The sequence below is a fragment of the Campylobacter sp. LMG 17559 genome (genome assembly GCF_024723605.1).
Taxonomy (GTDB): domain Bacteria; phylum Campylobacterota; class Campylobacteria; order Campylobacterales; family Campylobacteraceae; genus Campylobacter_D.
This window is the reverse complement of sequence record NZ_JANQCZ010000003.1, coordinates 107,368-133,005: the sequence shown is the minus strand read 5'-3', so window position 1 is coordinate 133,005 and position 25,638 is coordinate 107,368. Positions and strand designations below refer to the sequence as shown.

Annotated in this window: 33 protein-coding genes and 1 pseudogene; 30 read left to right on the top strand and 4 right to left on the bottom strand. The window is 29.9% G+C overall.

Going from position 1 to position 25,638, the window contains the following annotated elements:
• Positions 1 to 11: 11 nt before the first annotated feature.
• The 30 genes and pseudogenes from CAMP5082_RS02555 (at position 12) to recO (ending at position 23,008) form a co-directional block, all read left to right on the top strand.
• A complete protein-coding gene (locus CAMP5082_RS02555) occupies positions 12 to 641 on the top strand; it encodes a penicillin-binding protein activator LpoB (RefSeq protein WP_337205822.1) in 630 nt (209 codons plus the stop codon).
• 24 nt (positions 642 to 665) lie between these two features.
• Positions 666 to 2,009 (top strand): annotated as a pseudogene (locus CAMP5082_RS02550) (DUF6844 domain-containing protein).
• Positions 2,010 to 2,018: 9 nt separating this feature from the next.
• Positions 2,019 to 3,176 (top strand): hypothetical protein, encoded by a 1,158-nt coding sequence (locus CAMP5082_RS02545; RefSeq protein WP_337205821.1) that lies wholly within the window; start codon positions 2,019 to 2,021, stop codon positions 3,174 to 3,176.
• A gap of 124 nt (positions 3,177 to 3,300) precedes the next feature.
• Complete coding sequence (gene rplU, locus CAMP5082_RS02540; RefSeq protein WP_012660931.1) at positions 3,301 to 3,609, top strand: 50S ribosomal protein L21; 309 nt, start codon at positions 3,301 to 3,303, stop codon at positions 3,607 to 3,609.
• Positions 3,610 to 3,619: 10 nt separating this feature from the next.
• Entirely contained in the window at positions 3,620 to 3,874 is a 255-nt protein-coding gene (gene rpmA / locus CAMP5082_RS02535) for a 50S ribosomal protein L27 (RefSeq protein WP_002862355.1), read from the top strand.
• A 95-nt stretch (positions 3,875 to 3,969) separates the two neighbouring features.
• Positions 3,970 to 5,013, top strand: a complete 1,044-nt coding sequence (obgE, locus tag CAMP5082_RS02530; RefSeq protein ID WP_087685080.1) for a GTPase ObgE — start codon at positions 3,970 to 3,972, stop codon at positions 5,011 to 5,013.
• Positions 5,013 to 5,480, top strand: coding sequence for a DUF6194 family protein (locus tag CAMP5082_RS02525; protein ID WP_039627800.1), 468 nt, complete (start codon positions 5,013 to 5,015; stop codon positions 5,478 to 5,480). Before obgE ends, CAMP5082_RS02525 begins: the two co-directional genes overlap by 1 nt.
• Positions 5,477 to 6,388 carry a methionyl-tRNA formyltransferase gene (gene fmt / locus CAMP5082_RS02520; RefSeq protein WP_337205820.1) on the top strand — a complete coding sequence of 304 codons (912 nt, stop codon included), beginning with the start codon at positions 5,477 to 5,479 and terminating at the stop codon, positions 6,386 to 6,388. The genes CAMP5082_RS02525 and fmt overlap by 4 nt, the downstream gene beginning before the upstream one ends.
• On the top strand, positions 6,369 to 7,004 hold the full coding sequence (locus CAMP5082_RS02515; protein WP_263702730.1) for a biotin--[acetyl-CoA-carboxylase] ligase: 636 nt from the start codon (positions 6,369 to 6,371) through the stop codon (positions 7,002 to 7,004). Before fmt ends, CAMP5082_RS02515 begins: the two co-directional genes overlap by 20 nt.
• Positions 7,001 to 7,783: a ParA family protein gene (locus CAMP5082_RS02510; RefSeq protein WP_012660935.1), complete on the top strand. Its 783-nt coding sequence runs from the start codon at positions 7,001 to 7,003 to the stop codon at positions 7,781 to 7,783. Before CAMP5082_RS02515 ends, CAMP5082_RS02510 begins: the two co-directional genes overlap by 4 nt.
• 3 nt (positions 7,784 to 7,786) lie before the next feature.
• Positions 7,787 to 8,638: a ParB/RepB/Spo0J family partition protein gene (locus CAMP5082_RS02505; RefSeq protein WP_173787083.1), complete on the top strand. Its 852-nt coding sequence runs from the start codon at positions 7,787 to 7,789 to the stop codon at positions 8,636 to 8,638.
• A gap of 63 nt (positions 8,639 to 8,701) precedes the next feature.
• Positions 8,702 to 9,127 carry a FoF1 ATP synthase subunit B' gene (locus CAMP5082_RS02500; RefSeq protein ID WP_039627807.1) on the top strand — a complete coding sequence of 142 codons (426 nt, stop codon included), beginning with the start codon at positions 8,702 to 8,704 and terminating at the stop codon, positions 9,125 to 9,127.
• A gap of 9 nt (positions 9,128 to 9,136) precedes the next feature.
• Complete coding sequence (locus CAMP5082_RS02495; protein ID WP_263663540.1) at positions 9,137 to 9,649, top strand: F0F1 ATP synthase subunit B; 513 nt, start codon at positions 9,137 to 9,139, stop codon at positions 9,647 to 9,649.
• Complete coding sequence (locus CAMP5082_RS02490) at positions 9,649 to 10,170, top strand: F0F1 ATP synthase subunit delta (protein WP_263682551.1); 522 nt, start codon at positions 9,649 to 9,651, stop codon at positions 10,168 to 10,170. The genes CAMP5082_RS02495 and CAMP5082_RS02490 overlap by 1 nt, the downstream gene beginning before the upstream one ends.
• A 9-nt stretch (positions 10,171 to 10,179) precedes the next feature.
• On the top strand, positions 10,180 to 11,685 hold the full coding sequence (atpA, locus tag CAMP5082_RS02485) for a F0F1 ATP synthase subunit alpha (protein WP_012660940.1): 1,506 nt from the start codon (positions 10,180 to 10,182) through the stop codon (positions 11,683 to 11,685).
• Positions 11,686 to 11,694: 9 nt separating this feature from the next.
• Positions 11,695 to 12,579 (top strand): ATP synthase F1 subunit gamma, encoded by an 885-nt coding sequence (gene atpG, locus CAMP5082_RS02480; protein ID WP_337205819.1) that lies wholly within the window; start codon positions 11,695 to 11,697, stop codon positions 12,577 to 12,579.
• A gap of 14 nt (positions 12,580 to 12,593) precedes the next feature.
• A complete protein-coding gene (gene atpD / locus CAMP5082_RS02475) occupies positions 12,594 to 14,048 on the top strand; it encodes a F0F1 ATP synthase subunit beta (protein WP_039667925.1) in 1,455 nt (484 codons plus the stop codon).
• A gap of 3 nt (positions 14,049 to 14,051) precedes the next feature.
• Positions 14,052 to 14,444 carry an ATP synthase F1 subunit epsilon gene (atpC, locus tag CAMP5082_RS02470; RefSeq protein WP_012660943.1) on the top strand — a complete coding sequence of 131 codons (393 nt, stop codon included), beginning with the start codon at positions 14,052 to 14,054 and terminating at the stop codon, positions 14,442 to 14,444.
• Positions 14,444 to 15,004, top strand: a complete 561-nt coding sequence (locus CAMP5082_RS02465) for a MotA/TolQ/ExbB proton channel family protein (protein WP_263682553.1) — start codon at positions 14,444 to 14,446, stop codon at positions 15,002 to 15,004. The genes atpC and CAMP5082_RS02465 overlap by 1 nt, the downstream gene beginning before the upstream one ends.
• Positions 15,005 to 15,007: 3 nt before the next feature.
• On the top strand, positions 15,008 to 15,394 hold the full coding sequence (locus tag CAMP5082_RS02460) for an ExbD/TolR family protein (RefSeq protein WP_263674844.1): 387 nt from the start codon (positions 15,008 to 15,010) through the stop codon (positions 15,392 to 15,394).
• 3 nt (positions 15,395 to 15,397) lie between these two features.
• The gene (locus CAMP5082_RS02455; protein ID WP_337205818.1) at positions 15,398 to 16,177 is read left to right on the top strand and encodes a TonB C-terminal domain-containing protein; all 780 of its coding nucleotides are present in this window, start codon (positions 15,398 to 15,400) and stop codon (positions 16,175 to 16,177) included.
• The gene (gene tolB, locus CAMP5082_RS02450) at positions 16,174 to 17,373 is read left to right on the top strand and encodes a Tol-Pal system protein TolB (RefSeq protein WP_214135611.1); all 1,200 of its coding nucleotides are present in this window, start codon (positions 16,174 to 16,176) and stop codon (positions 17,371 to 17,373) included. The genes CAMP5082_RS02455 and tolB overlap by 4 nt, the downstream gene beginning before the upstream one ends.
• 68 nt (positions 17,374 to 17,441) lie before the next feature.
• Positions 17,442 to 17,927: a peptidoglycan-associated lipoprotein Pal gene (gene pal, locus CAMP5082_RS02445; protein ID WP_012660948.1), complete on the top strand. Its 486-nt coding sequence runs from the start codon at positions 17,442 to 17,444 to the stop codon at positions 17,925 to 17,927.
• 11 nt (positions 17,928 to 17,938) lie between these two features.
• Entirely contained in the window at positions 17,939 to 18,928 is a 990-nt protein-coding gene (locus CAMP5082_RS02440) for a tetratricopeptide repeat protein (protein WP_337205817.1), read from the top strand.
• Positions 18,929 to 18,941: 13 nt separating this feature from the next.
• Positions 18,942 to 19,526 carry an FKBP-type peptidyl-prolyl cis-trans isomerase gene (locus CAMP5082_RS02435; protein WP_039617371.1) on the top strand — a complete coding sequence of 195 codons (585 nt, stop codon included), beginning with the start codon at positions 18,942 to 18,944 and terminating at the stop codon, positions 19,524 to 19,526.
• On the top strand, positions 19,526 to 20,446 hold the full coding sequence (gene fabD, locus CAMP5082_RS02430; RefSeq protein WP_337205816.1) for an ACP S-malonyltransferase: 921 nt from the start codon (positions 19,526 to 19,528) through the stop codon (positions 20,444 to 20,446). The genes CAMP5082_RS02435 and fabD overlap by 1 nt, the downstream gene beginning before the upstream one ends.
• Complete coding sequence (locus CAMP5082_RS02425) at positions 20,443 to 21,129, top strand: 5'-methylthioadenosine/adenosylhomocysteine nucleosidase (protein WP_337205815.1); 687 nt, start codon at positions 20,443 to 20,445, stop codon at positions 21,127 to 21,129. Before fabD ends, CAMP5082_RS02425 begins: the two co-directional genes overlap by 4 nt.
• Complete coding sequence (locus tag CAMP5082_RS02420; protein ID WP_263678398.1) at positions 21,126 to 21,887, top strand: ATP-binding protein; 762 nt, start codon at positions 21,126 to 21,128, stop codon at positions 21,885 to 21,887. The genes CAMP5082_RS02425 and CAMP5082_RS02420 overlap by 4 nt, the downstream gene beginning before the upstream one ends.
• A complete protein-coding gene (locus tag CAMP5082_RS02415) occupies positions 21,880 to 22,392 on the top strand; it encodes a cysteine hydrolase family protein (RefSeq protein WP_337205814.1) in 513 nt (170 codons plus the stop codon). Before CAMP5082_RS02420 ends, CAMP5082_RS02415 begins: the two co-directional genes overlap by 8 nt.
• 1 nt (position 22,393) lies before the next feature.
• A complete protein-coding gene (recO, locus tag CAMP5082_RS02410; protein WP_263663556.1) occupies positions 22,394 to 23,008 on the top strand; it encodes a recombination protein RecO in 615 nt (204 codons plus the stop codon).
• Here recO and CAMP5082_RS02405 read toward each other — a convergent pair.
• The 4 genes from CAMP5082_RS02405 to dksA form a co-directional block, all read right to left on the bottom strand.
• Positions 22,992 to 23,312, bottom strand: a complete 321-nt coding sequence (locus CAMP5082_RS02405) for a hypothetical protein (RefSeq protein ID WP_070256278.1) — start codon at positions 23,310 to 23,312, stop codon at positions 22,992 to 22,994. The genes recO and CAMP5082_RS02405 overlap by 17 nt on opposite strands.
• Positions 23,313 to 23,373: 61 nt before the next feature.
• On the bottom strand, positions 23,374 to 24,300 hold the full coding sequence (locus CAMP5082_RS02400) for a tRNA dihydrouridine synthase (protein ID WP_337205813.1): 927 nt from the start codon (positions 24,298 to 24,300) through the stop codon (positions 23,374 to 23,376).
• A complete protein-coding gene (locus CAMP5082_RS02395; RefSeq protein ID WP_337205812.1) occupies positions 24,297 to 25,280 on the bottom strand; it encodes a hypothetical protein in 984 nt (327 codons plus the stop codon). The genes CAMP5082_RS02400 and CAMP5082_RS02395 overlap by 4 nt, the downstream gene beginning before the upstream one ends.
• A complete protein-coding gene (dksA, locus tag CAMP5082_RS02390; protein WP_012660959.1) occupies positions 25,277 to 25,633 on the bottom strand; it encodes an RNA polymerase-binding protein DksA in 357 nt (118 codons plus the stop codon). The genes CAMP5082_RS02395 and dksA overlap by 4 nt, the downstream gene beginning before the upstream one ends.
• Positions 25,634 to 25,638: the final 5 nt, after the last annotated feature.

The window sequence follows — 25,638 nt, the reverse complement described above, 5'->3', positions numbered from 1 at the left end:
AAGGATAAAAAATGCAAAAAATTAAAATTTTAACAAGTGTAGTGGTTATAGGTGTTTTATTTAGTGCGTGTATGCAACAACCTATTTATGTAGATGGAACTGCGACAAAAGTAAAACAAGGCGATTCTTTAAGCATGGCTTTAACTGGTGAAGATTTTGACAATACAGCTAAAGAAATGTTAAATAGTTTGTTTAATTCAAGTTATGTTGTGAATAAAATAGGAAATTCAGGTAAGGCTATTGTGGCAGTTTATGATGTGGTAAATGATACGGCTTTAAGAATAGATACTAGAAATTTGACTGATTTGATGGTAGAAGAACTTATAAATTCAGGTAAATTTGCAGCTTCAGCTACTCAAGGCAATGATAGTGCTACTCAAAATAATATGGATGATGTAACGAGCGATAAAGATGATGATAGATATGATAAAGCTACAGTATCTAAAAATCATACGCAAATTAGTGCTTCTTTGACTTTACAAGGAAGAATTGGTCAGCAAAATATAAAATTAAGCAACGGTAAAACCCAAGTTGAATACTTTTTTGTTATGAAATTAGCTGAAAAGGGCAGTGGTTTGGTAGTATGGCAAAAAACTAATAGAATCAATAAACTAGGATCTAGTAAAACTGTAAGCTGGTAATATAAAACAACAAGGAAAGATATGATGAAAAAAAGATTTGTTATTGGATCATTATTGGTAGCGAGTTTTCTTTATGCTCAAGCAACTCCACAAGTTGAAATTACTCAAGAAGATATTAAAATTCAAAATGAAATGTCAGATGCTAGCTCTAAAGATATTACTCCAAAATCTTTAGATGATTTTTTTGAAGAATTTGCAGATAATTTTGGTATAGAATATGGTATTACAAAAGATGGAAAAACCTTTTATACGGGTAGAAGTGTAGTTGCGCTAAGCGATAGCGATCCTCAATTTGCTCAAGCTTTGCAAAATGCTTACCAAAAAGCTATGCTTAATTTACAGTCTGATTTTATTGAAGATGCCTTTGGAAGAATGGCAGTGAGTAAAATTCAAAATTACGAAGCTGATAATTCTACTAATGCAAAAGAATTTGAAGAACTGCCAAAAGGAAGTGTTGTAGGGCAAATTTTTGATAAACTGGTTCAATTAAGTGGTGCAAAATTAGATAAAGCTTTGAGAGATTTGGGTATTAATGTAGAAGGTTTAACAGAGGAAAGAAAGAAGATTTTATTAAAAGAAGAGTTTCTTAATAAAACAATTACTAGTGCAGTTGGCTCAATGAGCGGTTTAATTCCTGTGCAAACTATAGTTACGCAAAGAAGAGGGTAATATGATATTGGTGTAATTGCAGTTGTTTCTAAAAAAACTCGTCAACTTGCTAAAGATATGTCTTTAGCGCGTCAAAGCAAGATCAAAGGTAAAGGAAAAAATATCAACGAGTATTTACCAAAAGACAATAAAAGCTTTCTTAATGAATATGGCATTCGCTTAGTTTATGATGAAAAAGGTTCACCGGTTATTTTAAGCTATGGAAATTGGGGTTATATTGCTGATGCAAATAATGCCAAGAAGACAAATATATTAGAAGATAGGGCTAAAGATACAGCTTCAACTATGGCTGATGCAGCTATAATTGAATTTATCAATACAAATTTAAGTTTAAAAGATGAAAAAACTACAGGTGAAAGTTATGAAGAAATCATCAAGCAAAGCTTAAATATCAATGACAACACTACTCAAGAACAAATTCAAGATTTCACAAATATTGTAGAAAAAATCAATACAAAAATAAAAGCAAGTGCTAGCGGAAAAATCAAAGGCATAGGAACACTTAAAAGATGGAATTATACAAGCGAAAATGGTATAGAACATGTAGGTGTTGTAAGATTTTATTCTTATGATAATGTGGCAAATATTAACGAAGCTTTAAAATCAAATTCAAACACTAGTGTCCCAAAAACTGAACCTAAAAAGTCTTCTAATATACAAAGAAGTTCTAATGTTGTAAATGATATAGATGATTTTTAGGAAAAATTTATGAAGATATTACAAATTTGTATTTTGATTTTATGTTTTCATTTGAGTTTATATGCCAAAATAATCACCACAAGCACTACCAATTCAAGTACAGGCGAGGGTATAGGAGCTAGCAGAGAAGAGGCAATAAATGATGCCATAATAGAAGCTATTGGTAAATTAAATGGTGTTAATATTGACTCAACCAAGCAGTCTTTTGTCGGGGTAAATTCAAATAATAAAAAGACTAATATGGAAGATAGCTATAAAGAGCAAATCATAAAAGCTACAAAAGGCAGAGTTGATGCATATGAAATTGATAGTGTGGTTCAAGAAAACGATAAATACATAGCAAATGTAACCATTTTTAAAACTACTACTCATAAAAAATATCAAATACCAGGTTATAAGCCAGATAGTAGAAGAAGTATTACGGTATTTAATACCTCTTCTAAATACCAAGAGCTTGGAAATATTTTACAGCAAAAAATTATCACAGATTTACTTCAAAGTAGGAAATTTAATGTTTTAGATAGAGATTCTAAAGGTTATTATGAAATGGAGAAAGCTTTGATAAATTCATCTAATACGCATAAAGATGAAATTTACAAACTTAAGAATGTTTTAGCTACTGATTATATTTTGTTATTTCATGTAGGTGGAGTAGATCTTAAAACCAAAGGAAATAAAAATAAAATAGATGTTGTGGTGGATTATCGCGTGCTTTTATTTGCCACCAGACAAATTAAATTTTCAAATACTTTAACCATGTCAGCCTTTGTTAAAGGTGATTCTTTAGTAGCTAGTGAAAAGCTAAGTGAAAAAATTGCAAAGAAAATTTCAGATGATATTTTAAATGCTATTTATCCTTTAAAAGTTGCACAAGTTAGTAATAATGAAGTAGTCTTCTCGCAAACTTTGAGTAATGATGAAATCTATGAGTGTTATTCTTTAGGTGAAGTGATAAAGGATGCTTATACTAAAGAAAATACAGCAAGAATAGAAACAAAAAGTGGAAAGGTTCAAATTATCCGCTCAACACCAAAACTATCATATGCTAAAATTCTTGAAGGAAGTGTTAAAAAAGATGATGTTTGTAGGCCTTTAGATGAAGCTAATATGGGCGTGGAAAAACAACATAGTGTAAATCCAAATGGTACGGTAAATTTAGGTTGGTAATTAACCTAAATTTAAAATTATTTTGAGTATAATCTCAAGTTTTAACCACTAAAGCTTTTTAAATTTATGTTTTATGCATAATGCTTTATGGTGCTACCAAAATATTTTAAGAAAGGATAGCTGTATGTATGCTATTATAAAACACAGTGGAAAACAATACAGAGTAAGCCAAGGTGATGAGCTTAAACTAGATCGTTTTGAAGCTGAAGTAAAATCAAGCGTAGAAGTAAGTGAAGTTCTTGCTGTATGTGATAAAGAATTAAAGGTAGGTGCGCCGTTTGTTGCGGGTGCAAAAGTTGTTTTAGAAGTGATTGCTCATGGAAAAGACAAAAAAGTTGTGATTTATAAAAAAAGACGTAGAAAAGACTCAAAATTAAAACGCGGTTTTAGAAGACAATTTACTCGCGTTAGAGTAGTAGATATTAAAGCTTAAGGAGTAAAGAATGGCACACAAGAAAGGTCAAGGTTCAACTCAGAATAATCGTGATTCTATAGGTCGTCGTCTAGGTGTTAAAAAATTTGGTGGAGAATTTGTTCGCGCTGGCAACATCATCATTCGCCAAAGAGGAACAGCAACTCATGCAGGTAATAACGTAGGCATGGGAAAAGACCATACAATTTTTGCTTTAATTGATGGTTTTGTAAAATTTGAAAGAAAAGATAAAAATAGAAAAAAAGTTTCTGTTTATCCTGCATAATTTAAAGGCTACTTTGTAGCCTTTTTCTTCTTTTTAATCTTAATATATTAAAAAAAATATAATATCATTTTAAAAATTTATACTTTGGTGATTGTATGTTTATAGATAATGTAAAATTAGTTTTAAGTTCAGGTAATGGTGGCAAAGGTGCTGTGAGTTTTCGCCGTGAAAAACATGTTCCACTTGGTGGACCTGATGGTGGCGATGGTGGAAATGGTGGCGATGTGTATTTTATATGCGATAATAATACTCATACCCTAGCGCACTTTAAAGGTAAAAAAGAACTTAAAGCACAAAATGGCCAGCCGGGTTTGGGCCGTAACAAAAATGGCAAAAGAGGGGAAAGTTTAGAGTTGATTGTCCCTCAAGGCACCCAAGTAATTGATGCACAAAGTGGGGAAGTTTTACTTGATATGTTAGTAGAAGGTCAAAAAGAACTCTTTTTAAAAGGTGGTAAAGGTGGTCTTGGTAATACTCACTTTAAAAACTCTACTAATCAGCGCCCAGATTATGCCCAACCAGGCGTGGCAGGAAAAACCTTAAGCGTGCGTTTAGAGTTAAAACTCATAGCAGATGTTGGGCTTGTAGGCTTTCCAAATGTAGGAAAATCCACTCTTATAAGCGTAGTGTCTAATGCAAGACCTGAAATAGCTAATTATGAATTTACTACTTTAACTCCAAAACTTGGTATGGTTGAAGTAGATGATTATAATTCTTTTGTAATGGCAGACATTCCAGGTATTATAGAAGGTGCAAGCGATGGTAGGGGTTTGGGACTTGAGTTTTTAAGACACATAGAAAGAACTTCTTTTTTACTTTTTGTACTTGATCCATTAAGAGATATGAGTTTAAAAGAGCAATTTTGCATTTTAAGAAAAGAATTGGAAAAATTTTCAAGCAAGCTTTATGCAAGAAATTTTGGCTTAATGCTTTCAAAAAGTGATAGTGTAAATTTAGGTGAGGAATTTGCACAAAAAATGGAAGATGATTATAATGAGTTAAAAGCTTATTTACAAAGTCAAAATAATCCACAAAGCTTTTTTATTAAAGTATCAAGCCTTGAAAAAACTGGACTTAAAGAGCTTAAATTTATGCTTTTAGAAGAAGTTAAAAAAATTAGAAGTCAAAATAATCTTTGATGAGTGAAAATTTAACTATAGATTTTATCCAAGAATATATCAAGTCCAATTTTAAAGGTTTGGTATATAAATTTACCTATAAAGAACATAGCTTTTTTTATAATCCCGATAAGGTTTTAAAAAACGGAGTTTATTTTTGTACTATTAAAGAAAATGATGGCATAAATGATAAAGCTTCGAATTTAAATAGAGAAGGTGTGTTTCGTCTAAGTTGTTCTCTTTGTGATCAAGATTACCAAAATCTTTTTGGTCAAAAACCTAAAAAAGCTTTAAAGGGTGAGATTGTTAGTTTAAATTATGATTTTTCTATGCTTGATCTTATCATGCCTCATCCAATTTATGCTTATATGGGATATATTTGTATTAACAATCCTTCAAGAAAAAATTTTGAAATTTTTAAAGATTATCTTGAGCTTTCATATCAAAAAGCTATAAAAACTTATCAAAAAAGGATAGCGGCACTATGAAAAATATCATTTTTATGGGAACTCCCTCTTATGCAACATGTATTTTAAAAGAGCTTGTCGATAAAGGATTTAATGTCCAAGCCTTATTTACTCAACCTGATAAACCTGTGGGAAGAAAGCAAATTTTAACTCCAAGTGATACTAAAAAGTTTGTTTTAGAAAATAATTTAAATATAGAAATTTTCACTCCAAAAAGCTTAAAAGATGAAAATATAATCAATGAAATAAAAAATCTAAAACCTGACTTTATAGTTGTTGCTGCTTATGGGAAGATTTTACCAAAAGAAATTTTAGATATTACTCCTTGTATCAATTTACATGCTTCTTTGCTTCCTAAATATCGTGGCGCTTCGCCTATACAAAGTGCTATTTTAAATGGGGATAAAATAAGCGGGGTTTGCACTATGCTTATGGAAGAAGGGCTTGATAGTGGTGCAATCTTAGAAAGCATAGAATGTGGTATAGAAGGTAAAAATTCAGCTGAGGTTTTTACCATGCTTTCCAATTTAGCAGCCAAGCTTACTATTTCTACACTTTTGAATTTTGAAAAAATTATCCCAAAAAAGCAAGATGAAAGTTTAGTTACACATTGTAAAAAAATTAAAAAAGAAGATGGCTTGATTGCTTTAAATAATGCAAGTGAAATCTATCAAAAATTTCTAGCTTTTGCACCTTGGCCTGGAATTTTTTTAGAAAATGGTTTGAAATTTTTAGACATAGAATTAGTTGATAGTGAAAAAACTCAAAAACCAGGTGTGATTTTGCAAGTAGAAAAGGAAAGCTTTTTGCTTTCGTGTGCAAAAGGTATTTTAAGGATTAAAACTTTACAAGAAAGTGGAAAAAAAGCTTTAGATGCTAAGACTTATTTAAATGGAAAAAGGTTAAAACTTGGAGATAGTTTATTTTGATGAGCTTGAATCAACTCAAGTTTATTTAAGTGATAAAATTCGCAGTGGAGAAATTACTAACAATACAGCCATTTGTGCTTTTATTCAAAGTGCTGGTATAGGCAGTAGAGATAATACTTGGCAAAGTAAGCAAGGAAATTTGCATGTATCTTTTTGCATAAAAACTCAAGAATTAACACAAGATCTTCCTTTGGCTTCTGCTAGTATATACTTTGCATTTTTAATGAAAGAAGTATTGCAAAGACAAAATTCAAAAGTATGGATTAAATGGCCTAATGATTTTTATATAGAAGATAAAAAAATAGGCGGATTGATGAGTTCTAAAATCAATGATTTTTTGGTTGTAGGAATGGGGATTAATCTTAAATACGCCCCATTTAATGCTGAAATTTTAGATATAGAAGTGGATATAGCAAAACTTTTAAATGAGTATTTTTCTTATGTAGATGAGAAAATTTTATGGAAGAATATTTTTAGCAAGTATATGCTAGAATTTGAAAAATCAAGAAATTTTTTTATACATAATGAAGGTAAGATTTTATCTTTAAAAGATGCTTTATTGTATAAAGATGGTTCTATATTGTTAGATAATAAAAGGATATATAGTTTAAGATGAGTGAGATAATAACTATTGCAAATCAAAAAGGCGGGGTGGGTAAAACTACTACCGCTATTAATCTAGCGGCTTCTTTGGCAGTAGCTGAAAAAAAGGTTCTTTTGATAGATATTGATCCACAAGCTAATGCTACAACAGGACTTGGTTTTAATAGAAGTAATTATGAATATAATATTTATCATGTTTTTATAGGTAGGAAAAAACTTTCTGAGATTATTTTAAAAACTGAGCTTCCGCAATTATACTTAGCTCCATCAAATATTTCTTTGGTTGGAATTGAGCAAGAAGTAGTAAAAGAAAGTGGAGAATATAGAACGATTTTAAGAGAAAAAATCAAAGAAATTGCTAAAGATTATGATTTTATTATCATTGACTCACCTCCTGCGCTTGGAAGCATTACAGTGAATGCTTTTGCAGCAAGTGATAGTGTTATTATCCCTATACAATGTGAGTTTTATGCACTTGAGGGCGTTGCGATGGTTTTAAACACTATTAAGTTTGTGAAAAAAACTATCAATCCAAAACTAAAAATAAAAGGCTTTTTGCCAACTATGTATAGCTCACAAAATAATCTTTCAAAAGATACTGTGGAAGATTTAAAGCAAAATTTCAAACAAAAGTTATTTAGAACAGGTGATAATGAAGATGATTTCATCATCATACCAAGAAATGTAAAACTTGCTGAAAGTCCAAGCTATGGAAAGCCTATTATACTTTATGATATAAAATCCCCAGGTTCGGTGGCATATCAAAATTTAGCACATTCTATATTAGGATAAAAAATGGCAAAAAAAAGTGCATTAGGAAGAGGTTTAAGTAGTATTTTGGCTGATATTGATGAGGTTTATGAAAAAGAATTAGGCTCTAATGAAGGCAGAATAGAAGAAATTGATATAGATTTAATTAGCCCAAACCCTTATCAACCAAGAAAAAATTTTGATACCCAAGCTCTAGAAGAACTTGCAGGTTCTATCAAAGAATATGGTTTGATTCAGCCTGTTGTGGTTTTTAAAAAAGATGAATTTGATTATATTTTAATAGCAGGTGAGAGAAGATTTAGAGCATGTAAGCTTTTAGAAAAAGAACAGATTAAAGCTGTAGTTTTAAATGTAGATGATATAAAATTACGTGAGCTTGCTTTAATAGAAAATATTCAAAGAGAAAATTTAAACCCTATAGAATTAGCACATTCTTATAAAGAGTTATTAGAAATTCATGATATCACTCAAGAAAAATTAGCCGATCTTATTCACAAATCAAGACCTCAAATTGCTAATACTTTAAGACTTTTAAATTTAAACGAGCAAACGCAAAATTTCATTATAGAAGGTAAAATCTCACAAGGGCATGCAAAAGTTTTAGTGGGACTTGAAAAAGAAGAAGAAAAAATGATAGTTGATACTATCATAGGGCAAAAACTCAATGTAAGAGATACCGAAAAGTTAATTAAAAATTTTAAAAACACAAACCAATTAGAAAAAAACGCAACTTCAAACAAACAATATCAATCTATAATAAATTTAAAAGAAAAAATTGAATCTTTAGGCTTAAAAGTAAATGCAAAAGATTTAAAAATTACTATAAATTTTGAAAATGAAGATGAGGTTAGGGAATTTCTAAAGACATTAAATTAAATATGTTTTTAGGTATGTTTTGCTATAATTTCGCGTTTTATTTAGATTTATTTAGGAGTATTAATGTTTAATGATGTACACTTTTCCATCATGATAGCCACTGGTGTCATTTTTTTGCTTATGATAGCGATTTTAAATTCTATGCTCTATAAACCTTTGATTAAATTTATGGATTCTAGGGATTTAACTATAAAAAATGATGAAGAAAAAATGAAAAAAAATTCTGATGATGTTTCAAATGTAGAAAGTGAATTAGAAAAAATTCATATCCAAACAAGAGATGAAATCAATCAAATCAAAGCAAAAGCAATAGAAGAAGCTAAAATAAAACAAGAAAAAGAATTATCAACAAGAAAAAGAGAATTAGAAGATCAAATGCTTGTTTTTCTTAAAAGTCTAAGAGAAAAAGAAAAAGAATTAAAAGAAGAAATGCGTTTAAAAATGCCAGAATTTAAACAAAGCTTTAAAAATAGCTTGAGTAAAATTTAAGGAAGATAAATGTTGAAAAAAATTACATTATTATCAATACTTCCTTTTTATGCTTTTGCAGCAGGTAATGGAAGTGGTGAGTATGATATTATTCCAAGAGCGGTTAATTTTGTTTTATTTGCTGCTATTTTGTATTATTTCATAGCAACACCTTTGAAAAATTTCTACAATGGTAGAATTGCAAAGATTGCATCTAGAATGAATGAAATTCAAGAAAAACTTATTGCAAGTAAAAATCATAAATTAGAAATGATGAAAAAATTAGATTTAGCCAAACAAGAAGCTGTTAATGCAGTTGCTCTTGCAAAAAAAGAGGCAGAAATTATTACTGAAAAAATCGAGAATGAAACAAAAATGGAAATTAAAGCTCTAGAAAAAACTTACGAAGAGCACAAAGAATATGAAATAAGAAAAATGGAAAAAGAAGTTGTGCAAGCAGTTTTAGAAGAAATTTTTGAAGATCAAAATTTACAGCTACAACAAAAAGAAATTTTAAATATCATGATGAAAAAGGTGTCTTGATGGAAAAAGTAATTGCTAAAACATATGCAAAGGCAATATTAGAAAGAAATGATTTTGAAAATTTTTATTCTAATTTGTTAGAGTTAAGCTCAGCTTTTGCATCTAATAAATTTATAGATATTTTAAATTCATACGAAATAAAACAAGACAAAAAACTAGAGTTAATACTTTCATTATTGAATAATCCAAGTGATGCTTTTAAAAATTTTATAAATTTGATTGTGGATAATAAAAGAGAAATGTTAATTCCAGAAATCACTAAAGAGTTAAGTGAACAAAAAGCATCAAAAGAAAATACATTTTTAGGACAAGTTTACTCAAAAGAAAAATTAAGCGAAGAAGAAATTAAAAATTTAGAGGAAAAACTTAGTCTTAAATTTAATGCAAAAATTAGATTAGATAGTAAAATAAGTGATAATGACAGTGTGAAAATTAGCTTAGACGGACTTGGGTATGAAATTTCATTTTCAATGCAAAGCTTAAAAGCTAAGATGAATGAATATATATTAAAAGCAATTTAAGGAGATTTGATGAAATTTAAAGCAGATGAAATTAGTTCTATTATAAAAGAAAGAATTGAAAAATTTGACTTTAATCTTGAAATAGAAGAAACTGGTAAAATTATTTCAGTTGCCGATGGTGTTGCTAAGGTATATGGCCTTAAAAATGCTATGGCTGGAGAGATGGTTGAATTTGAAAATGGCGAAAAAGGAATGGTTCTTAACCTTGAAGAATCAAGTGTTGGTATTGTTATCTTAGGTAAAGGACTTGGACTTAAAGAAGGAAGTTCTGTAAAAAGATTAAAAAAACTTTTAAAAGTTCCAGTTGGAGATGCGTTAATAGGACGTGTTGTAAATGCTTTAGGAGAGCCAATTGATGCTAAAGGCGTAATTGAAGCGAGCGAATATCGTTTTGTAGAAGAAAAAGCAAAAGGTATTATGGCTAGAAAAAGCGTTCATGAGCCATTGCACACAGGTATTAAGGCGATTGATGCTTTAGTTCCAATCGGTAGAGGACAAAGAGAATTAATCATCGGTGATAGACAAACAGGTAAAACAACTGTAGCAATTGATACAATTATTAGTCAAAAAGGTAAGGATGTTATTTGTATTTATGTTGCAATTGGTCAAAAACAAAGTACTGTAGCTCAAGTAGTTAAAAAGCTTGAAGAATATGGTGCAATGGATTATACTATAGTGGTAAATGCGGGTGCATCAGATCCTGCTGCGTTACAGTATCTTGCGCCATATGCTGGGGTAACTATGGGTGAATATTTTAGAGATAATTCAAGACATGCATTGATCGTTTATGATGATTTAAGTAAACATGCTGTTGCATACCGTGAAATGTCTTTGATTTTACGTCGTCCTCCAGGTCGTGAGGCTTATCCTGGTGATGTGTTCTATCTACATTCACGATTGCTTGAAAGAGCAAGTAAGTTAAGCGATGAGCTTGGCGCGGGAAGCTTGACTGCACTTCCTATTATTGAAACTCAAGCAGGGGATGTTTCGGCTTATATTCCAACCAATGTTATTTCAATTACAGATGGTCAAATTTTCTTAGAAACAGATTTATTTAACTCAGGTATTCGTCCTGCGATTAATGTTGGTTTATCTGTATCTCGTGTTGGTGGTGCTGCGCAAATTAAAGCAACAAAACAAGTTTCAGGTACATTAAGACTTGATTTAGCTCAGTATAGAGAATTGCAAGCTTTTGCACAATTTGCAAGTGATTTGGATGAAGCTAGTAGAAAACAACTTGAGCGTGGACAAAGAATGGTTGAAGTTTTAAAGCAACCTCCATATTCTCCACTTTCACCAGAAAATCAAGTTGTGATTATTTTTGCAGGCACTAAAGGTTATTTAGATGATGTTGCAGTTTCGAAAATTGGAGAATTTGAAGCAGCTTTATATCCATTTATTGAGGCTAAGTATCCAGAAATTTTTGAGCAAATTAGAACTAAAAAAGCTTTAGATAAAGATTTAGAAGAAAAACTAGCTAAAGCATTGAGTGAGTTTAAAGCAAACCATATATAAGGTTTTTAAATGTCTAATTTAAAAGAAATTAAAAGAAAAATAAAAAGTGTTCACAATACACAAAAGACAACCAATGCGATGAAGCTTGTCTCTACTGCTAAACTAAGAAAAGCAGAAGAGGCAGCTAAAAAATCAAAGGTTTTTGCTCAAAAAATCGATGAAGTTTTATCAGAAATTGCGTTCAAGATCAATCAATACGATGGGCTTGATGACAAACTTCCATTTTTTAGAAAAAAAGATAATATAGAAAAAATGGATATTATTTTTGTCACAGCCGATAAGGGTTTGTGTGGTGGATTTAATATTAAAACCATTAAAGCCGTAAATGAAATGCTTGAAGATTGCAAAACAAAAAAAATCAAGGTAAGATTAAGAGCTATTGGTAAAACAGGTATAGAATATTTTAATTTTCAAAATATAGAAATTTTGGAAAAATATTTAGATATAAGTTCAAGTCCAGATTATGATAAGACTTGTGCTATTATCCAAAAAGCTGTTGATGATTTTGTAAATGGCGTGACAGATAAAATTGTAATTATTCATAATGGTTATAAAAATATGATTTCACAAGAAATTCGTATTAATGAGTTGTTGCCAGTAGAAGCTATTGTTGGTAAAGAAGAACAAAAGTCTGAATCTTTAATGGACTTAGAACCAGAAGATGAAGAAATTTTAAACGATTTGTTAAAAACTTATTTTGAATATAACATGTACTTTTCTTTAGTTGATTCTTTGGCAGCTGAACATAGTGCTAGAATGCAAGCCATGGATAATGCAACCAACAATGCAAAAGCTAGAGTTAAGCAGCTTAATCTAGCTTATAATAAAGCAAGACAAGAATCTATTACCACCGAGTTGATAGAAATCATCAGCGGTGTTGAGTCAATGAAATAAATTTAGGAGTGATGATGCAAGGTTTTATTTCTCAAGTTTTAGGACCAGTGGTTGATGTTGAATTTAAAGACTATCTTCCACAAATTAATGAAGCTATTATTGTTAATTATGAATTAGAAGGAAAAGAATGCAAGCTAGTTCTTGAAGTAGCTGCGCATTTAGGCGATAATAAAGTAAGAACCATCGCTATGGATATGACGGATGGTCTTGTTAGAGGTTTAACAGCTGTCGCAACTGGAAATCCAATTAGCGTTCCAGTAGGCGAAAAAGTTCTTGGAAGAATTTTTAATGTAACGGGTGATTTGATTGATGAGGGTGAAGAAATCAATTTTGATAAACACTGGTCAATTCATAGAGATCCGCCTCCATTTGAAGAGCAAAGTACAAAAAGTGAAATCTTTGAAACAGGTATAAAGGTTGTTGATTTGTTAGCTCCTTATGCTAAGGGTGGTAAAGTTGGTCTTTTTGGTGGTGCAGGTGTTGGCAAAACCGTTATTATTATGGAATTAATTCACAACGTTGCATTTAAACACAGCGGATATTCGGTTTTTGCAGGTGTTGGCGAAAGAACTCGTGAGGGTAATGACCTTTATAATGAAATGAAAGAAAGTAACGTATTGGATAAAGTTGCATTGTGCTATGGTCAAATGAATGAACCACCAGGGGCAAGAAATCGTATTGCGTTAACAGGTCTTACTATGGCTGAGTATTTTAGAGATGAAATGGGACTTGATGTTTTAATGTTTATTGATAATATTTTTAGATTTTCTCAATCAGGTTCAGAAATGTCAGCGCTTTTAGGAAGAATTCCTTCAGCTGTTGGTTATCAGCCAACCCTAGCTAGCGAAATGGGTAAGTTCCAAGAAAGAATTACTTCAACCAAAAAAGGATCTATTACTTCAGTTCAAGCAGTTTATGTACCAGCAGATGACTTAACAGACCCTGCACCAGCAACAGTTTTTGCACACTTGGATGCAACAACAGTTTTAAATAGATCAATTGCTGAAAAAGGTATTTATCCAGCTGTTGATCCACTTGATTCTACTTCAAGAATGCTTGATCCACAAATTATTGGTGAAGAGCACTATAAAGTAGCACGTGGAGTACAATCAGTATTACAAAAATATAAAGATTTGCAAGATATTATTGCTATTTTGGGTATGGATGAGTTAAGCGAAGAAGATAAATTGATTGTTGAAAGAGCAAGAAAAATTGAAAAATTCCTATCTCAACCATTCTTCGTTGCTGAAGTTTTCACAGGTAGCCCTGGAAAATATATCAGCTTAGAAGATACAATTGCAGGATTTAAAGGTATTTTAGAAGGTAAATATGATGATTTACCAGAAAATGCTTTTTATATGGTTGGTAATATAGATGAAGCTATAGCAAAAGCTGAAACACTTAAAGAAGTTAGCAGAAAAGACGTTTGTTTAGATAATTGTAAAGTGGATAAGGCTAAAAAAGGTTAATTTATGCAAGATTTAATATCTTTAGAAATCATTACACCTCTTGGTATGATTTATCAAGGGGATGCAAGATTGGTAGTTCTTCCTGGAAGCGAGGGTGAATTTGGTGTTTTAAAAGGACATGCATCTTTAATCTCTTCTTTAAAAGCAGGAATTATAGATATAGAAAAATCAGATTCAACTCATGAATTAGTTGCTATTGATTCAGGTCATGCAAAAGTTTCTGAAACTAAAGTGAGTGTTTTAGCAAAAGGCGCTGTATGGGTTGGAGGAAATAGTGATAGTGAAATAGCAAAAAGATTAGAAGAAGCAAAAGATTTAATTAAATCTATGAGCAGTGATAGTATTGCACTTGCTTCTACTTTTGCTAAAATGGATAATAATGTAAGGCAAAAATAGTGGATTTTCAAGCAATTTTTCATTTTTTTGAAAATACAAGCTTAATCACTTATATAGTATTAGCTTGGCTTTCGGTGTATTTTATACTTAGTTTTAGTATATTATTTTCAAGGTTGATGCTTATTAATAAATGGACTCAAAATGAAAGCCAAGCTTTAGAAGCTTTAATGAGAGGCGAAAAAGATTTAAGTCAAAGTGCATCAATTTTAAAAAAATGTGTTGAAGTTGATGAAACAAAGATGAATATTTATAAAAATTCTGTAGAAAAAAAAGCCACAATAGGATTAACTTGGCTTAGTATTATCGCTTCAACCTCTCCTTTTATAGGTCTTTTTGGCACGGTTATTTCTATACTTGAAACTTTTGGTGGCTTAGAGATGCAAAATTCTTTAAGCATTATAGCTCCTAAAATCAGTGAAGCTTTAGTGGCTACAGGTTGTGGAATTTTAGTGGCAATCCCTGCATACAGTTTTCATTTGATTATTAAACGCAAAGCTTATGAGTTGATTAATATCTTAGATAGTGAAATCAAGGTGCTGGTAAGTTCTATAAAGGCTTAATTTATGTTTTTAGAAGAAAAACCCGAATTAAATATTACACCTTTAGTTGATATTATGCTTGTGTTGCTTGCTATTTTGATGGTAACTGCACCAAGTATCACATATGAGGAAAAAGTGCAACTTCCTCAAGGCTCACAAAAAACTTCAAGTGCGCCAAATATTAAAAGTTTAATTGTAACAATTAATGCAAAAAAAGAAATTTTTATAGGAAAAGATAAATTTAATTTTGTAAGTTTTGCAGACAATATGAATGCTTTAAAAGTTCAATATAATACCCAAGAGACAGTTTTCATAAGAGCAGATAAGAATTTAAAATATGATGATGTAATGAGTGTTTTAAGAACAATGAAACATTTAGGTTTCCAAAAAGTTGCTTTGCAAACTGAGTAGAAAATGGAAGAAAATTCTATACATAATTTTAAATCCATTATTTATGCAATTTTAGTTTATTTTTTTGTTGTTTTCTTAGTTTTTTTTAAATTAATTGAATATAAGCCAAAAGCTATTGAATATACTGATGATCCTAATAGTTTTATTAATATAGAACTTGGCGATAGTATAAATCAAAATCAAGTAAATATGATACAAGAATTGCAAAAAGAAAATTTGCAAAGCTTATTTGAAGAAAATCTTTTACAAAAATACACCACTAACAAAAGTGTCAATACACAAAATATAGAACAACAAGCAAGTGTTTTTAATGAGCTGTTTGGTAAAATAGAAGACTATCAAGAAGAAAAAACGACTAAAGTGCAATCTTCTATGCCTTCAAAAAAACCTACTTTTGCCCAAAGAGAAAAAATCAATGATTTTTCTAAGCAACTCAATGAAAATTTGCAAATTAATCAAGAATTAGGACAATCTGTTATAGAGCAAAAAGTAGGGGTTTATGATCAATTTTTAGGTGCTGTGAGAAAATACCTTGAAGATAGATGGAGAATTTACAATCCTAGCGGTAATTTAAGTATAGAGGTAGAATTTGTAATTGATAATAATGGTTATTTTTATTTACTAAGTGCTACTAGCGCACATAGTGATAATTTTGATAAAAAAGCAAAAGAATTTTTACAAAATTTAGAAGGAAAATACATAACTTTACCTCCAAATGGTAAAATAAGAAAAATCAAAATGCAACTTAGTGATATAATTGAGTTTAAAACGGAGAGACAATGAAAAAAATACTAGTATTTTTATTTTTTTGTTCAGTATTATTTGGACAAGATGCGACAATATCTGTTGTCAATAAAGGTATGCAATTGCCTAAAATTTATATTAAAGATCAGTCTAAATTGAATGACTTAGATCTTAAAAAAAGTTTTTACAATATGCTTGTTAATGATATAAAAGTAAGTTCAAATTTTGAGATAACTCAAGATGAAAAACAAGGCGATTATATTTTTTCTTATATATTAAATAAAAATGGCAAACTTTTAGATATCGATGTTGAAATTTTAGCCGCAAATGAAACTAAAACAAGATTTTATGAACAAATTCTATCTATTGAAGAGTATCCATTTTTGTCACATAGAAGTGTCGCTCAAATGAATAGAAAATTAGGTTTTGCACCGGTTGATTGGATGGATCATAAAATTTTAATAGCTAGAACACAAGGTAATAAGCAAAGTGATATTTTATTAGCAGATTATACTTTAACTTATCAAAAAGTATTGATTTCAAAAGGTTTAAATTTGTTTCCTAAATGGGCAAATAAAGAACAAAATGCATTTTATTTTACTGCCTATGAAGATGAGATTCCAACTCTTTATAAATATAACATGAAAAATAAAAATATAACAAAAATTATCGCTAGTAAAGGTATGATGGTTGCTTCTGATGTGAGTGATGATGGTAAAAAAATTTTACTTACCATGGCTCCAAAAGACCAACCTGATGTGTATTTGTATGATGTAGATTCAAAAAATCTGACACAAATTACAAATTACATGGGTATTGATGTAAATGGCAATTTTGTTGATGATGATAAAAAAATTGTATTTGTATCTGATCGTTTGGGTTATCCAAATATTTTTATGCAAAATTTAGATTCAAATTTAACAGAACAAGTTGTTTTTCATGGTAAAAATAATTCTTCGGTTTCTACTTATAAACACTACATGGTTTATTCTAGTAGAGAAGTAAATCAAAGCGGAGTTTTTAATCTTTATTTGATGTCAACCCAAAGCGATTACATAAGACAACTCACTGCAAATGGTAAAAATCTTTTTCCAAGATTTTCAAGTGATGGAGAAAGTGTTGTGTTTATTAAGTACTTAGGCTCTCAAAGTGCTTTAGGTGTTATTCGAATTAATGCAAATAAAGCTTTTCATTATGGCTTAAAAGTGGGTAAAATTCAATCAATTGATTGGTAAAATACTAAAATCATATTTTTTTTGTTATAATTAAATTATGATTTTTAAATAAACAAAAGGGGAAATCAATGAAAAAAATCATTTTTGCTTCAATTACTGCATTTGCTGTTATTGTAAGTGGTTGTGCTACTAAAAACACTAGCGTTAGTAGTTCAAGTAGTGTAGATGGCTCAAAAGGTAGCGGTGGATCTGATAGATTTGAAAATCTTGAATCTTTAAATTCTGTAGCAAATGTATATTTTGATTTTGATAAATTTAATGTTAGATCAGATATGCAAAAGGTTATTGCAAATAATGCTGAAATCTTCAATAAAGAAGCTGCTAATGCTGCAATCGTAGTTGAAGGAAACTGCGATGAGTGGGGGACTGATGAGTATAATCAAGCTTTAGGTTTAAAAAGAGCTAAAGCAGTAAAAGAATCTTTAGTAGCTCAAGGTGTTAGCGCAGATAGAATTAGCGTAAAAAGCTATGGAGAAACTAATCCTGTATGTACTGAAAGAACAAAAGCTTGCGATGCTCAAAATCGCCGTGCAGAATTTAAATTATCAAAATAAGTTTTAAATAAATGAAATTAAAATTATTATCAGTAGCTCTTTTAGGAGCTACTTTTTTACACGCTGAAATTTCAGCATTTGATGCAGGAAAAGTAGATACAAAAACACCTTATGGTTTGACTCAAAATGAAAAATTACAATATGAAAATCAAGAACGCTTAAAAGCTTTAAATGAATATTATACAAATTTAACAAGTAAAATAAATACAGCCATAGAAAACATAGAAGGCTTGCAAAGTGTAACTGAAGGCTTAAATGCTCAGTATTCAAAAGCTAATACAAAATTGCTTTCATTGGAAGAAAACTATCAAAATTTTGATGCAAATATTACTCAAGAAATTCAAAATTTAAGAGCTTATGTTGAAGAGAATAGACAAATTCAAGAAAAAAATCATCAAGAGATTCAAAAAGTTTTAAGCGAAATTACAACTTTGATTAATAAAATTAATGATGATTATATCTCAAAAGAAGATATGAATAAAACTATAACTTTCTTTCAATCTGAAATAGCTAGAGTGCAAAATCAGACAAAAGTAACCCCTGTCGTTCCTATTGTAAGTGATGATAATAAAACCGAAGAAATCATTCAAGATGAAAATGAAACTCAAGAAGAAGTGATTGAAGTAAAAGATGATAGTTGGAAAAAATTACAATCTAGTGAAATTTTGAAAAAAGCAATTGATGAAACTAATAAAAATCAATTTGAAGATGCAAAAGAAAAATTTGAACATCTAATAAGTATTCACTATAAACCTGCTAGATCTACTTTTTGGCTTGGAGAGATAAGATATAAACAGCAAGATTACGCAGGTGCTTTGGGATTTTATAAGAAAAGCTCTGCTATAAGCACTAAAGGCGATTATGTGCCAAAATTGCTTTATCATACAGCTATTAGCTTAGATAAGGTTGGAGATCCAAAAAGTGCTAATAAATTTTATAAAGCTTTAAAGACAGCTTATCCTGATAGTCCTGAAGCAAAAGTTTCACCAGATAGAAAATAACAAAGGAGATAAAATGGCTATAGAAAAAAATAGTGTAGTTTCAATGTTTTATGAGTTAAAAGATGCAAATACTAATGAAGTTTTAGAATCAAATATTTATGCTGAACCTATTTCTTTTATTTTGGGTAAAGGTCAAATTTTAGAAGGATTAGAGGAAGAAATTCAAAAGCTTAATGCCCCATGTAATGCTGATATTGTGATAAAAAAAGAAAATGCTTTAGGTGAATATGATGCGAATGCTTTGCAAACTTTACCAAAAGAGCAGTTTGCGGGGATTGATTTACAAGTTGGTATGGAGCTTTTTGGCGAAGGTGAAGATGGCAATACAGTAAGAGTAATTGTTAGAGAAATTACTGAAAATGAAGTTACTATTGATTACAATCATGCTTATGCGGGAAAAGACTTGTTGTTTTCAATCAATATCGTAGATGTTAGAGCTGCAAGTGAAGATGAAATTTTAACAGGAATTATTGCGGGTAGTAGAAGTTGTGGATGTGGTGGTGGAGGACATCACCATGATCATCATCACGGACATGGCGGTGGTGGATGTTGTGGAGGCCATGGGCATGGTGGCGGTGGCTGCTGCGGTGGTCATTAATGAATAGTGCATTTATTTTCCCAGGTCAAGGCTCTCAGAGTGTTGGCATGGGTTTGAGTTTTTATGATAATTCTAAAAAAGCAAAAGAATTGTTAGACAATGCTAGTGATTTTTGTAAAATTGATTTTAAAAATTTGCTTTTTAAAGAAAATGAAAATTTAAACAAAAGCGAATTTACGCAAATGGCTATAGTACTAAACTCGCTAATGGCCTATGAAGCTTTAAAAGAGCAAGTTGATATAGAAGCTAAGTATAGCTTGGGTCATTCATTAGGAGAATTTAGTGCTTTAGCAACTCAAGGTGCATTTGATTTTTTAGATGTAATAGCGCTTGTTAATAAACGCGGTAAGTTTATGCAAGAAGATTGTTCTAAAATCGAAGCTGGTATGATGGTGGTTTTAGGGCTTGAAGATAAAGTGGTAGAAGAACTTTGTCAAAAGGCATTAAGTGAAGAAAAAAGCATTTTTGCTGCTAATTATAATTGTGATGGGCAAATTGTAGTAGCAGGTTTAAAGTCCGATTTAGCTTCTTATGAGAGTGAGTTTAAAAATGCAGGAGCTAAAAGAGCTATGCTTTTGAACATGAGTGTTGCAAGCCATTGTCCATTATTAAAAAATGCGTCTTTGAAACTTACAAAAGAATTAGAACCTATTTTAAAAGAGAGTTTTAAAAGCGTAGTATCAAATGTCAATGCAAAAGTGTATAATGATAAAAATCAAGCTCTAACGCTTTTAAGCGAGCAACTTATTAAGCCTGTTCTTTATAAACAAAGCATTAAGGCAATAGATGAAGAAGTAGATTTTTACATAGAATTTGGTGCAAGTGTATTAAAGGGTTTAAATAAAAAAATCACTCAAAAAGAAACTTATACTTTAAGTAAAATAGAAGACATTGATGAAATTTTAAAGGTAATTAAATGAAAATAGCTATTTTAGGAGCTATGCCTGAAGAGGTTACTCCTTTACTAGAAACATTAAAAGAGTATCAAGCAATAGAATATGCAAATAATACTTATTATCTTGCAAAATATAAAAATCATGAATTAATTATTGCTTATTCTAAGATAGGGAAAGTCAATTCTACCCTTAGTGCGACTATTATGATAGAAAAATTTAAAGCCGAGCTTTTACTCTTTACGGGTGTGGCTGGTGCTTTTAATCCTAGTTTAGAAATAGGGGATTTAATCTATGCTACAAAATTAGCTCAATATGATTTAGATATCACAGCTTTTGGGCATCCGCTTGGCTATGTTCCTGGTAATGAAATTTTTATAAAAACAGATGATAAGCTAAATAATCTTGCCATAGAAGTTGCTAAAGAACTTGGTATTAAATTACAATCAGGTGTTATCGCTACGGGTGATGAGTTTATTTGTGATGAGAATAAAAAAGCAAAAATTAGAGAAATTTTTAATGCAGATGCTTGTGAAATGGAAGGAGCTAGTGTGGCTTTGGTGTGTGATGCTTTAAAAATTCCATGTTTGATTTTAAGATCTATGAGTGATAAAGCAGGTGAGAAAGCTGAATTTGACTTTGATGAGTTTGTAGAAAAATCAGCCAAAATTTCAGCTAATTTTGTTTTAAAAATTTGTGAGAAATTATGATAAATCTTAGTAAAAAACTAATCAGAGAAGTAGCTAAAGCTAATGCTAAATTTTCTTTAATAGGAGACAATGATAAAGTTTTATTAGGGCTTAGCGGTGGAAAAGATTCGCTTGCCTTAGCACATCTTTTAAAGCGTATGCAAGCACATGCGCCTTTTAAATTTGAACTTAAAGCAGTAACTTTAAGCTATGGCATGGGTGAAGATTATACTAAACTTCATAATCACTGCAAAGAACATGATATTGATCATGAAGTGATTGATTCTAATATTTATGAAATTTCAGGTGATACGATTAGAAAAAATTCAAGTTTTTGTAGCTATTTTTCAAGAATGAGGCGCGGTGCTTTATATACTTATGCTTTGGAAAATGGTTTTAATAAATTAGCTATAGCTCACCATTTAGATGATGCGGTAGAGAGTTTTTTTATGAATTTTATTTATAATGGTTCTCTTAGGAGTCTAGCTCCCAAGTATAAAAGCAAAAGAGGTGTAGAGGTTATTCGTCCTTTGATTTTTGTAAGAGAAAGACAATTAAGAGAAAATGCTATTAATAATGAATTAGAAGTAATTGGTAATGAATTTTGTCCTGGCATGAAATTAAGTGAAAAAAATGTAAAATTTCCTCATGCAAGAGAAGAAGCTAAGCAGCTTTTAGCAAATTTAGAAAAAGAAAATCCAAAATTATTTACAAGTTTAAAAACTGCATTTGAAAATATCCACACAGATAGCTTTTTTATGGTCAAGGATAATGGCTAATCTTTTAGTTGTTGTTGATTATCAAAATGATTTTATCGATGGCAGCTTGGGCTTTGAAGAAGCTACCAAGATAAAAGATAATATTCTTGCTCTTTTAAAAAATCATCAAGGTGATATTGTTTTTACTTTTGATACGCATAATGAAAATTATTTAAAAACTCAAGAAGGAAAAAATTTACCTACTTATCATTGCATTAGAGATACTTTAGGTTGGCAAATGCCAAGTGATTTTGATGTGTATTTAAAAAATGCAAAAAAAATATTTTATAAGAATGCTTTTGGTAGCTTAGAATTAGCCAATTTTTTAAAACAAAATTATTATGAAAGTATAGAATTTTGTGGTCTTGTTTCACATATTTGTGTATTTAGTAATATTATTTTAGCTCAAAGCGCTAGCATTAACTCAAAAATTATATTACATAAAAATGCAACAGCGAGTTTTAGTAAGTCTTTGGAAAATAGTGCATATGAAATTTTGCAAGCTTATGGCATAAAACTTTTATAAAATGCAAGGGTATATTTTACACACTCAGAGTGTAAAAGATGAGGATTTAATCGTTTATCTTTTAAGTACTAAAAAAGTTATTAAAAGTTATAGATTTTATGGCATGCGTCATTCTAATATACTAAGTGGGTATAAGATTGATTTTGAGCTTGAAGAAAGTTCGAGATTTTTACCACGTTTAAAAGATGTTTTACATATTGGTTTTTCTTGGATTTTAGATAGAGAGAGAATGTTTTTTTGGCAGGAATTTATTAGACTTTTTTATTGGCATTTAAAAGACGTTGAGGAAATTGATAGTTTTTACTTTGAACTTTTAGAAGACTGTGCTAAGCGTTTTGAAAAGCAAGATTGCAAACGTGTTATAGTGGATGCTTATTTAAAAATTTTAGATTTTGAAGGGCGTTTGCATAAAAGTTTTGTATGTTTTTATTGTGATGAGCATATTCAAAAAAATGTTGTACTAGTAAGAGCTTTTTTGCCCGCTCATAAAAAATGTGCTTTTGGTTATGAGTTTAATGCTAAAGATCTTGTAAAATTATATAGGAGTTTTAATTCATCGCATTTTAGCGATGAATATATTGATAATTTATATAAAATTATCAAAGAGGGTTTTTAAGGGTAATATCATACATCATAATGACTTCTTGTCTTAATCTTGCAATGATATTTGCACTATCTTTGTGTATATTTTTTGTGATAGTATCTTGGCTATTTTTAATATTTTCAAGCAAATTTTCAAGTTCTTTTTGAGAATTTTGTAAACAAGTTTTTATACATTTTGGTTGGGTTTGTTGTAAAACTTGCTCGAAATTTAAACTTTGATTGTTAAGCTTTGAAGCATGTGCTGCTAAATTATTTGCACTTGTTCTAATGCCACCTAATGCTTTGTAAATCCCTTTTGAATTGATATGAGCTGCCATGAACCTTCCTTGTTTTATGGTATCTCTTCATTCATATTGCTTGATAGTTTACAAGCAAAAATCATTCCTTATTGAAAAATTCTTGAATATATTTTCGCATAATTTCCGCATCATTAATGCGATTAACACAATCTCTAAAATTAGAAGCATCATCATAGCCCTTAGAATACTCATGTAAGTGTTTTCTAAAGATACTTATACCTTGTTCTTTATAATGCTTTAACATTTCTTCAAAATGTGCAAAAATGATTTTATTTTTCATAGCCTTTTCGATTTTTTTACCAGTTTTTATCTCATAAAATATCCAAGGTTTTCCTACACTTGCACGCCCTATCATTAAAGCATCACAATTTGTTATTTTAAACACTTCTTTGGCATTATCTTCGCTAATATCACCATTTGCAACTAAAGGAATTTTGATATTTTCTTTGGCTAAAGCTATGGCTTCATAATCAGCATTTCCACTATACATTTGTTTTCTAGTGCGACCATGCATACTGATAAAATCTACTCCAGCATTTTCACACGCTTTAGCGATGGCGATGGGATCTTTTTTATCAAATCCTAATCTTACTTTGACACTAGTTAGTTTTTTGTTGCTTGTTTTTTTGATAAGTTCTAAAATTCTTTGTAATTTATCAAGATCTTGTAAAAGAGCACTGCCTGCGCATTGTTTTATAACCTTATTTACAGGACAACCACAATTAAAATCAATCCCATCTATAAAATCAAAACGATTTAAAATTTCTACCGCTTTGCAAATTACACTTTCATCTGAGCCTGCAATTTGAACTATGTAAGGATTTTCAAGTTCAGCTTTTTCTAGCATTTTAAGAGTTTTTGAGCTCTCATAAACTAAGGCATTAGAACTTATCATTTCACTAATAGTTACATCAGCCCCAAATTGTTTAACTAAATTTCTCAAAGGCAAGTCTGAAAAACCTGCCATAGGAGCTAAAAATAAAGGCTTTTTGCTAAAATCTATCATTGTATTAATTTTTCAAGTTCTATTTTTTTATTATGTTCTCTTAAAAAGAGCAAGAGTCTAAAGTCTTTATGTTCATTTTGATCATTTCCTAATTCATTAAGCAATTCATCATACATCCCAAATTCTGCCAAAGTATAAAGATAAGCTCTTAAAGCTTGAGAATAATTATCTTTTAACTTTTTAAATAAAGCAATTAAAACTTGAGGTTCTATTTTTTTACAAAGTATTTTAGCACAGCGTAAATATGACTTATCATCTAAAGTATTCATACTAAGTAAAACTTCGATTTCAGCGTGATTTAATTCTAAGTTTTCTTTTTCAAATCTATCCAAAAGCAATAAAATATCATCTTGGTTTTTTTGAACTTTTAGTGTTTTAATCTGACTATAAGGTGCATTTTCTAATACCATTTTATAAGCAAAAATTTCTAGCTCACTAGCTAAGGTATCTTTGTTTTTGATAAAAGAAAAAGCATAATTGCTATCATTTTGAAAGCGATTTTTTTCATTTAAAATGAAAATTTCATTATTTGAATCTAATTTATATTTTTTTAATTCCACAAATTCTTTTTTATCTAAGTGTTCAAAAATATCAATAATTTCATCTATTTTGGGATTTTGAATTTTTTCTTTAAAACAAAGAGCTTGCGTATCTTTTGCAATGTTTTGAAATTCTTGAGTTTTGAATTTAACCCTGCTTATTTTTTTTAAAAAAATATCAATAATAAAATTTTCATAATTTTTACTATCTTTAATTAGATTTTTATATTGTAAATGTTTTAAAAAGCCATAAAAACTCATATGTGCTAAAGCTAGTATCATCAAAAGTAAAGCAGGTAAAACAACCCATAAGCTAATAGGCAAATTTAATTCAAAAGTGGAAAATGTAAAAGTATAATTTCCTAAATTTAGATTATAAACTAAGGCTGCGATGATTAGAAGATAAACTAAACTTGCAAAGAAAAATAATCTAATTTTCATAGCTCTTTCCTTTTTTCTAAATTTTCACGACAATTTATGCAATATTTTGCGTGAGGTTTAACCTTAAGTCTTTCAGGATGAATATCATCTTCACAATATTCACAAATACCATAAGTATTGTTATCTATTTTGCTTAATGAATGTTTAATTTCTTCTAGTTCAGCTTTTAAATTTTCATTGATTTTAAAGTCGATATGAGAGCTATTGTCAATTTGCTGTAAATCAACTTCATCTCTAGGTTCACTATCTTGTAGATTATGGATGTTGTCTATATTACCTTGAAGTTCTTGTAAAATTTCTTTTTGTCTTTGAAGTAATATATTTTTAAATTCTTCAAGATTTAATTCTTGCATAAACG

What these genes read in the sequence shown, in the direction of transcription:
- CAMP5082_RS02555 (WP_337205822.1), top strand. Translation starts at nt 12, where the DNA reads ATGCAAAAAATTAAAATTTTAACAAGTGTAGTGGTTATAGGTGTTTTA.
- CAMP5082_RS02545 (WP_337205821.1), top strand. Translation starts at nt 2,019, where the DNA reads ATGAAGATATTACAAATTTGTATTTTGATTTTATGTTTTCATTTGAGT.
- rplU (WP_012660931.1), top strand. Translation starts at nt 3,301, where the DNA reads ATGTATGCTATTATAAAACACAGTGGAAAACAATACAGAGTAAGCCAA.
- rpmA (WP_002862355.1), top strand. Translation starts at nt 3,620, where the DNA reads ATGGCACACAAGAAAGGTCAAGGTTCAACTCAGAATAATCGTGATTCT.
- obgE (WP_087685080.1), top strand. Translation starts at nt 3,970, where the DNA reads ATGTTTATAGATAATGTAAAATTAGTTTTAAGTTCAGGTAATGGTGGC.
- CAMP5082_RS02525 (WP_039627800.1), top strand. Translation starts at nt 5,013, where the DNA reads ATGAGTGAAAATTTAACTATAGATTTTATCCAAGAATATATCAAGTCC.
- fmt (WP_337205820.1), top strand. Translation starts at nt 5,477, where the DNA reads ATGAAAAATATCATTTTTATGGGAACTCCCTCTTATGCAACATGTATT.
- CAMP5082_RS02510 (WP_012660935.1), top strand. Translation starts at nt 7,001, where the DNA reads ATGAGTGAGATAATAACTATTGCAAATCAAAAAGGCGGGGTGGGTAAA.
- CAMP5082_RS02505 (WP_173787083.1), top strand. Translation starts at nt 7,787, where the DNA reads ATGGCAAAAAAAAGTGCATTAGGAAGAGGTTTAAGTAGTATTTTGGCT.
- CAMP5082_RS02500 (WP_039627807.1), top strand. Translation starts at nt 8,702, where the DNA reads ATGTTTAATGATGTACACTTTTCCATCATGATAGCCACTGGTGTCATT.
- CAMP5082_RS02495 (WP_263663540.1), top strand. Translation starts at nt 9,137, where the DNA reads ATGTTGAAAAAAATTACATTATTATCAATACTTCCTTTTTATGCTTTT.
- CAMP5082_RS02490 (WP_263682551.1), top strand. Translation starts at nt 9,649, where the DNA reads ATGGAAAAAGTAATTGCTAAAACATATGCAAAGGCAATATTAGAAAGA.
- atpA (WP_012660940.1), top strand. Translation starts at nt 10,180, where the DNA reads ATGAAATTTAAAGCAGATGAAATTAGTTCTATTATAAAAGAAAGAATT.
- atpG (WP_337205819.1), top strand. Translation starts at nt 11,695, where the DNA reads ATGTCTAATTTAAAAGAAATTAAAAGAAAAATAAAAAGTGTTCACAAT.
- atpD (WP_039667925.1), top strand. Translation starts at nt 12,594, where the DNA reads ATGCAAGGTTTTATTTCTCAAGTTTTAGGACCAGTGGTTGATGTTGAA.
- atpC (WP_012660943.1), top strand. Translation starts at nt 14,052, where the DNA reads ATGCAAGATTTAATATCTTTAGAAATCATTACACCTCTTGGTATGATT.
- CAMP5082_RS02460 (WP_263674844.1), top strand. Translation starts at nt 15,008, where the DNA reads ATGTTTTTAGAAGAAAAACCCGAATTAAATATTACACCTTTAGTTGAT.
- CAMP5082_RS02455 (WP_337205818.1), top strand. Translation starts at nt 15,398, where the DNA reads ATGGAAGAAAATTCTATACATAATTTTAAATCCATTATTTATGCAATT.
- tolB (WP_214135611.1), top strand. Translation starts at nt 16,174, where the DNA reads ATGAAAAAAATACTAGTATTTTTATTTTTTTGTTCAGTATTATTTGGA.
- pal (WP_012660948.1), top strand. Translation starts at nt 17,442, where the DNA reads ATGAAAAAAATCATTTTTGCTTCAATTACTGCATTTGCTGTTATTGTA.
- CAMP5082_RS02440 (WP_337205817.1), top strand. Translation starts at nt 17,939, where the DNA reads ATGAAATTAAAATTATTATCAGTAGCTCTTTTAGGAGCTACTTTTTTA.
- CAMP5082_RS02435 (WP_039617371.1), top strand. Translation starts at nt 18,942, where the DNA reads ATGGCTATAGAAAAAAATAGTGTAGTTTCAATGTTTTATGAGTTAAAA.
- fabD (WP_337205816.1), top strand. Translation starts at nt 19,526, where the DNA reads ATGAATAGTGCATTTATTTTCCCAGGTCAAGGCTCTCAGAGTGTTGGC.
- CAMP5082_RS02425 (WP_337205815.1), top strand. Translation starts at nt 20,443, where the DNA reads ATGAAAATAGCTATTTTAGGAGCTATGCCTGAAGAGGTTACTCCTTTA.
- CAMP5082_RS02420 (WP_263678398.1), top strand. Translation starts at nt 21,126, where the DNA reads ATGATAAATCTTAGTAAAAAACTAATCAGAGAAGTAGCTAAAGCTAAT.
- CAMP5082_RS02415 (WP_337205814.1), top strand. Translation starts at nt 21,880, where the DNA reads ATGGCTAATCTTTTAGTTGTTGTTGATTATCAAAATGATTTTATCGAT.
- recO (WP_263663556.1), top strand. Translation starts at nt 22,394, where the DNA reads ATGCAAGGGTATATTTTACACACTCAGAGTGTAAAAGATGAGGATTTA.
- CAMP5082_RS02405 (WP_070256278.1), bottom strand. Translation starts at nt 23,312, where the DNA reads ATGGCAGCTCATATCAATTCAAAAGGGATTTACAAAGCATTAGGTGGC.
- CAMP5082_RS02400 (WP_337205813.1), bottom strand. Translation starts at nt 24,300, where the DNA reads ATGATAGATTTTAGCAAAAAGCCTTTATTTTTAGCTCCTATGGCAGGT.
- CAMP5082_RS02395 (WP_337205812.1), bottom strand. Translation starts at nt 25,280, where the DNA reads ATGAAAATTAGATTATTTTTCTTTGCAAGTTTAGTTTATCTTCTAATC.
- dksA (WP_012660959.1), bottom strand. Translation starts at nt 25,633, where the DNA reads ATGCAAGAATTAAATCTTGAAGAATTTAAAAATATATTACTTCAAAGA.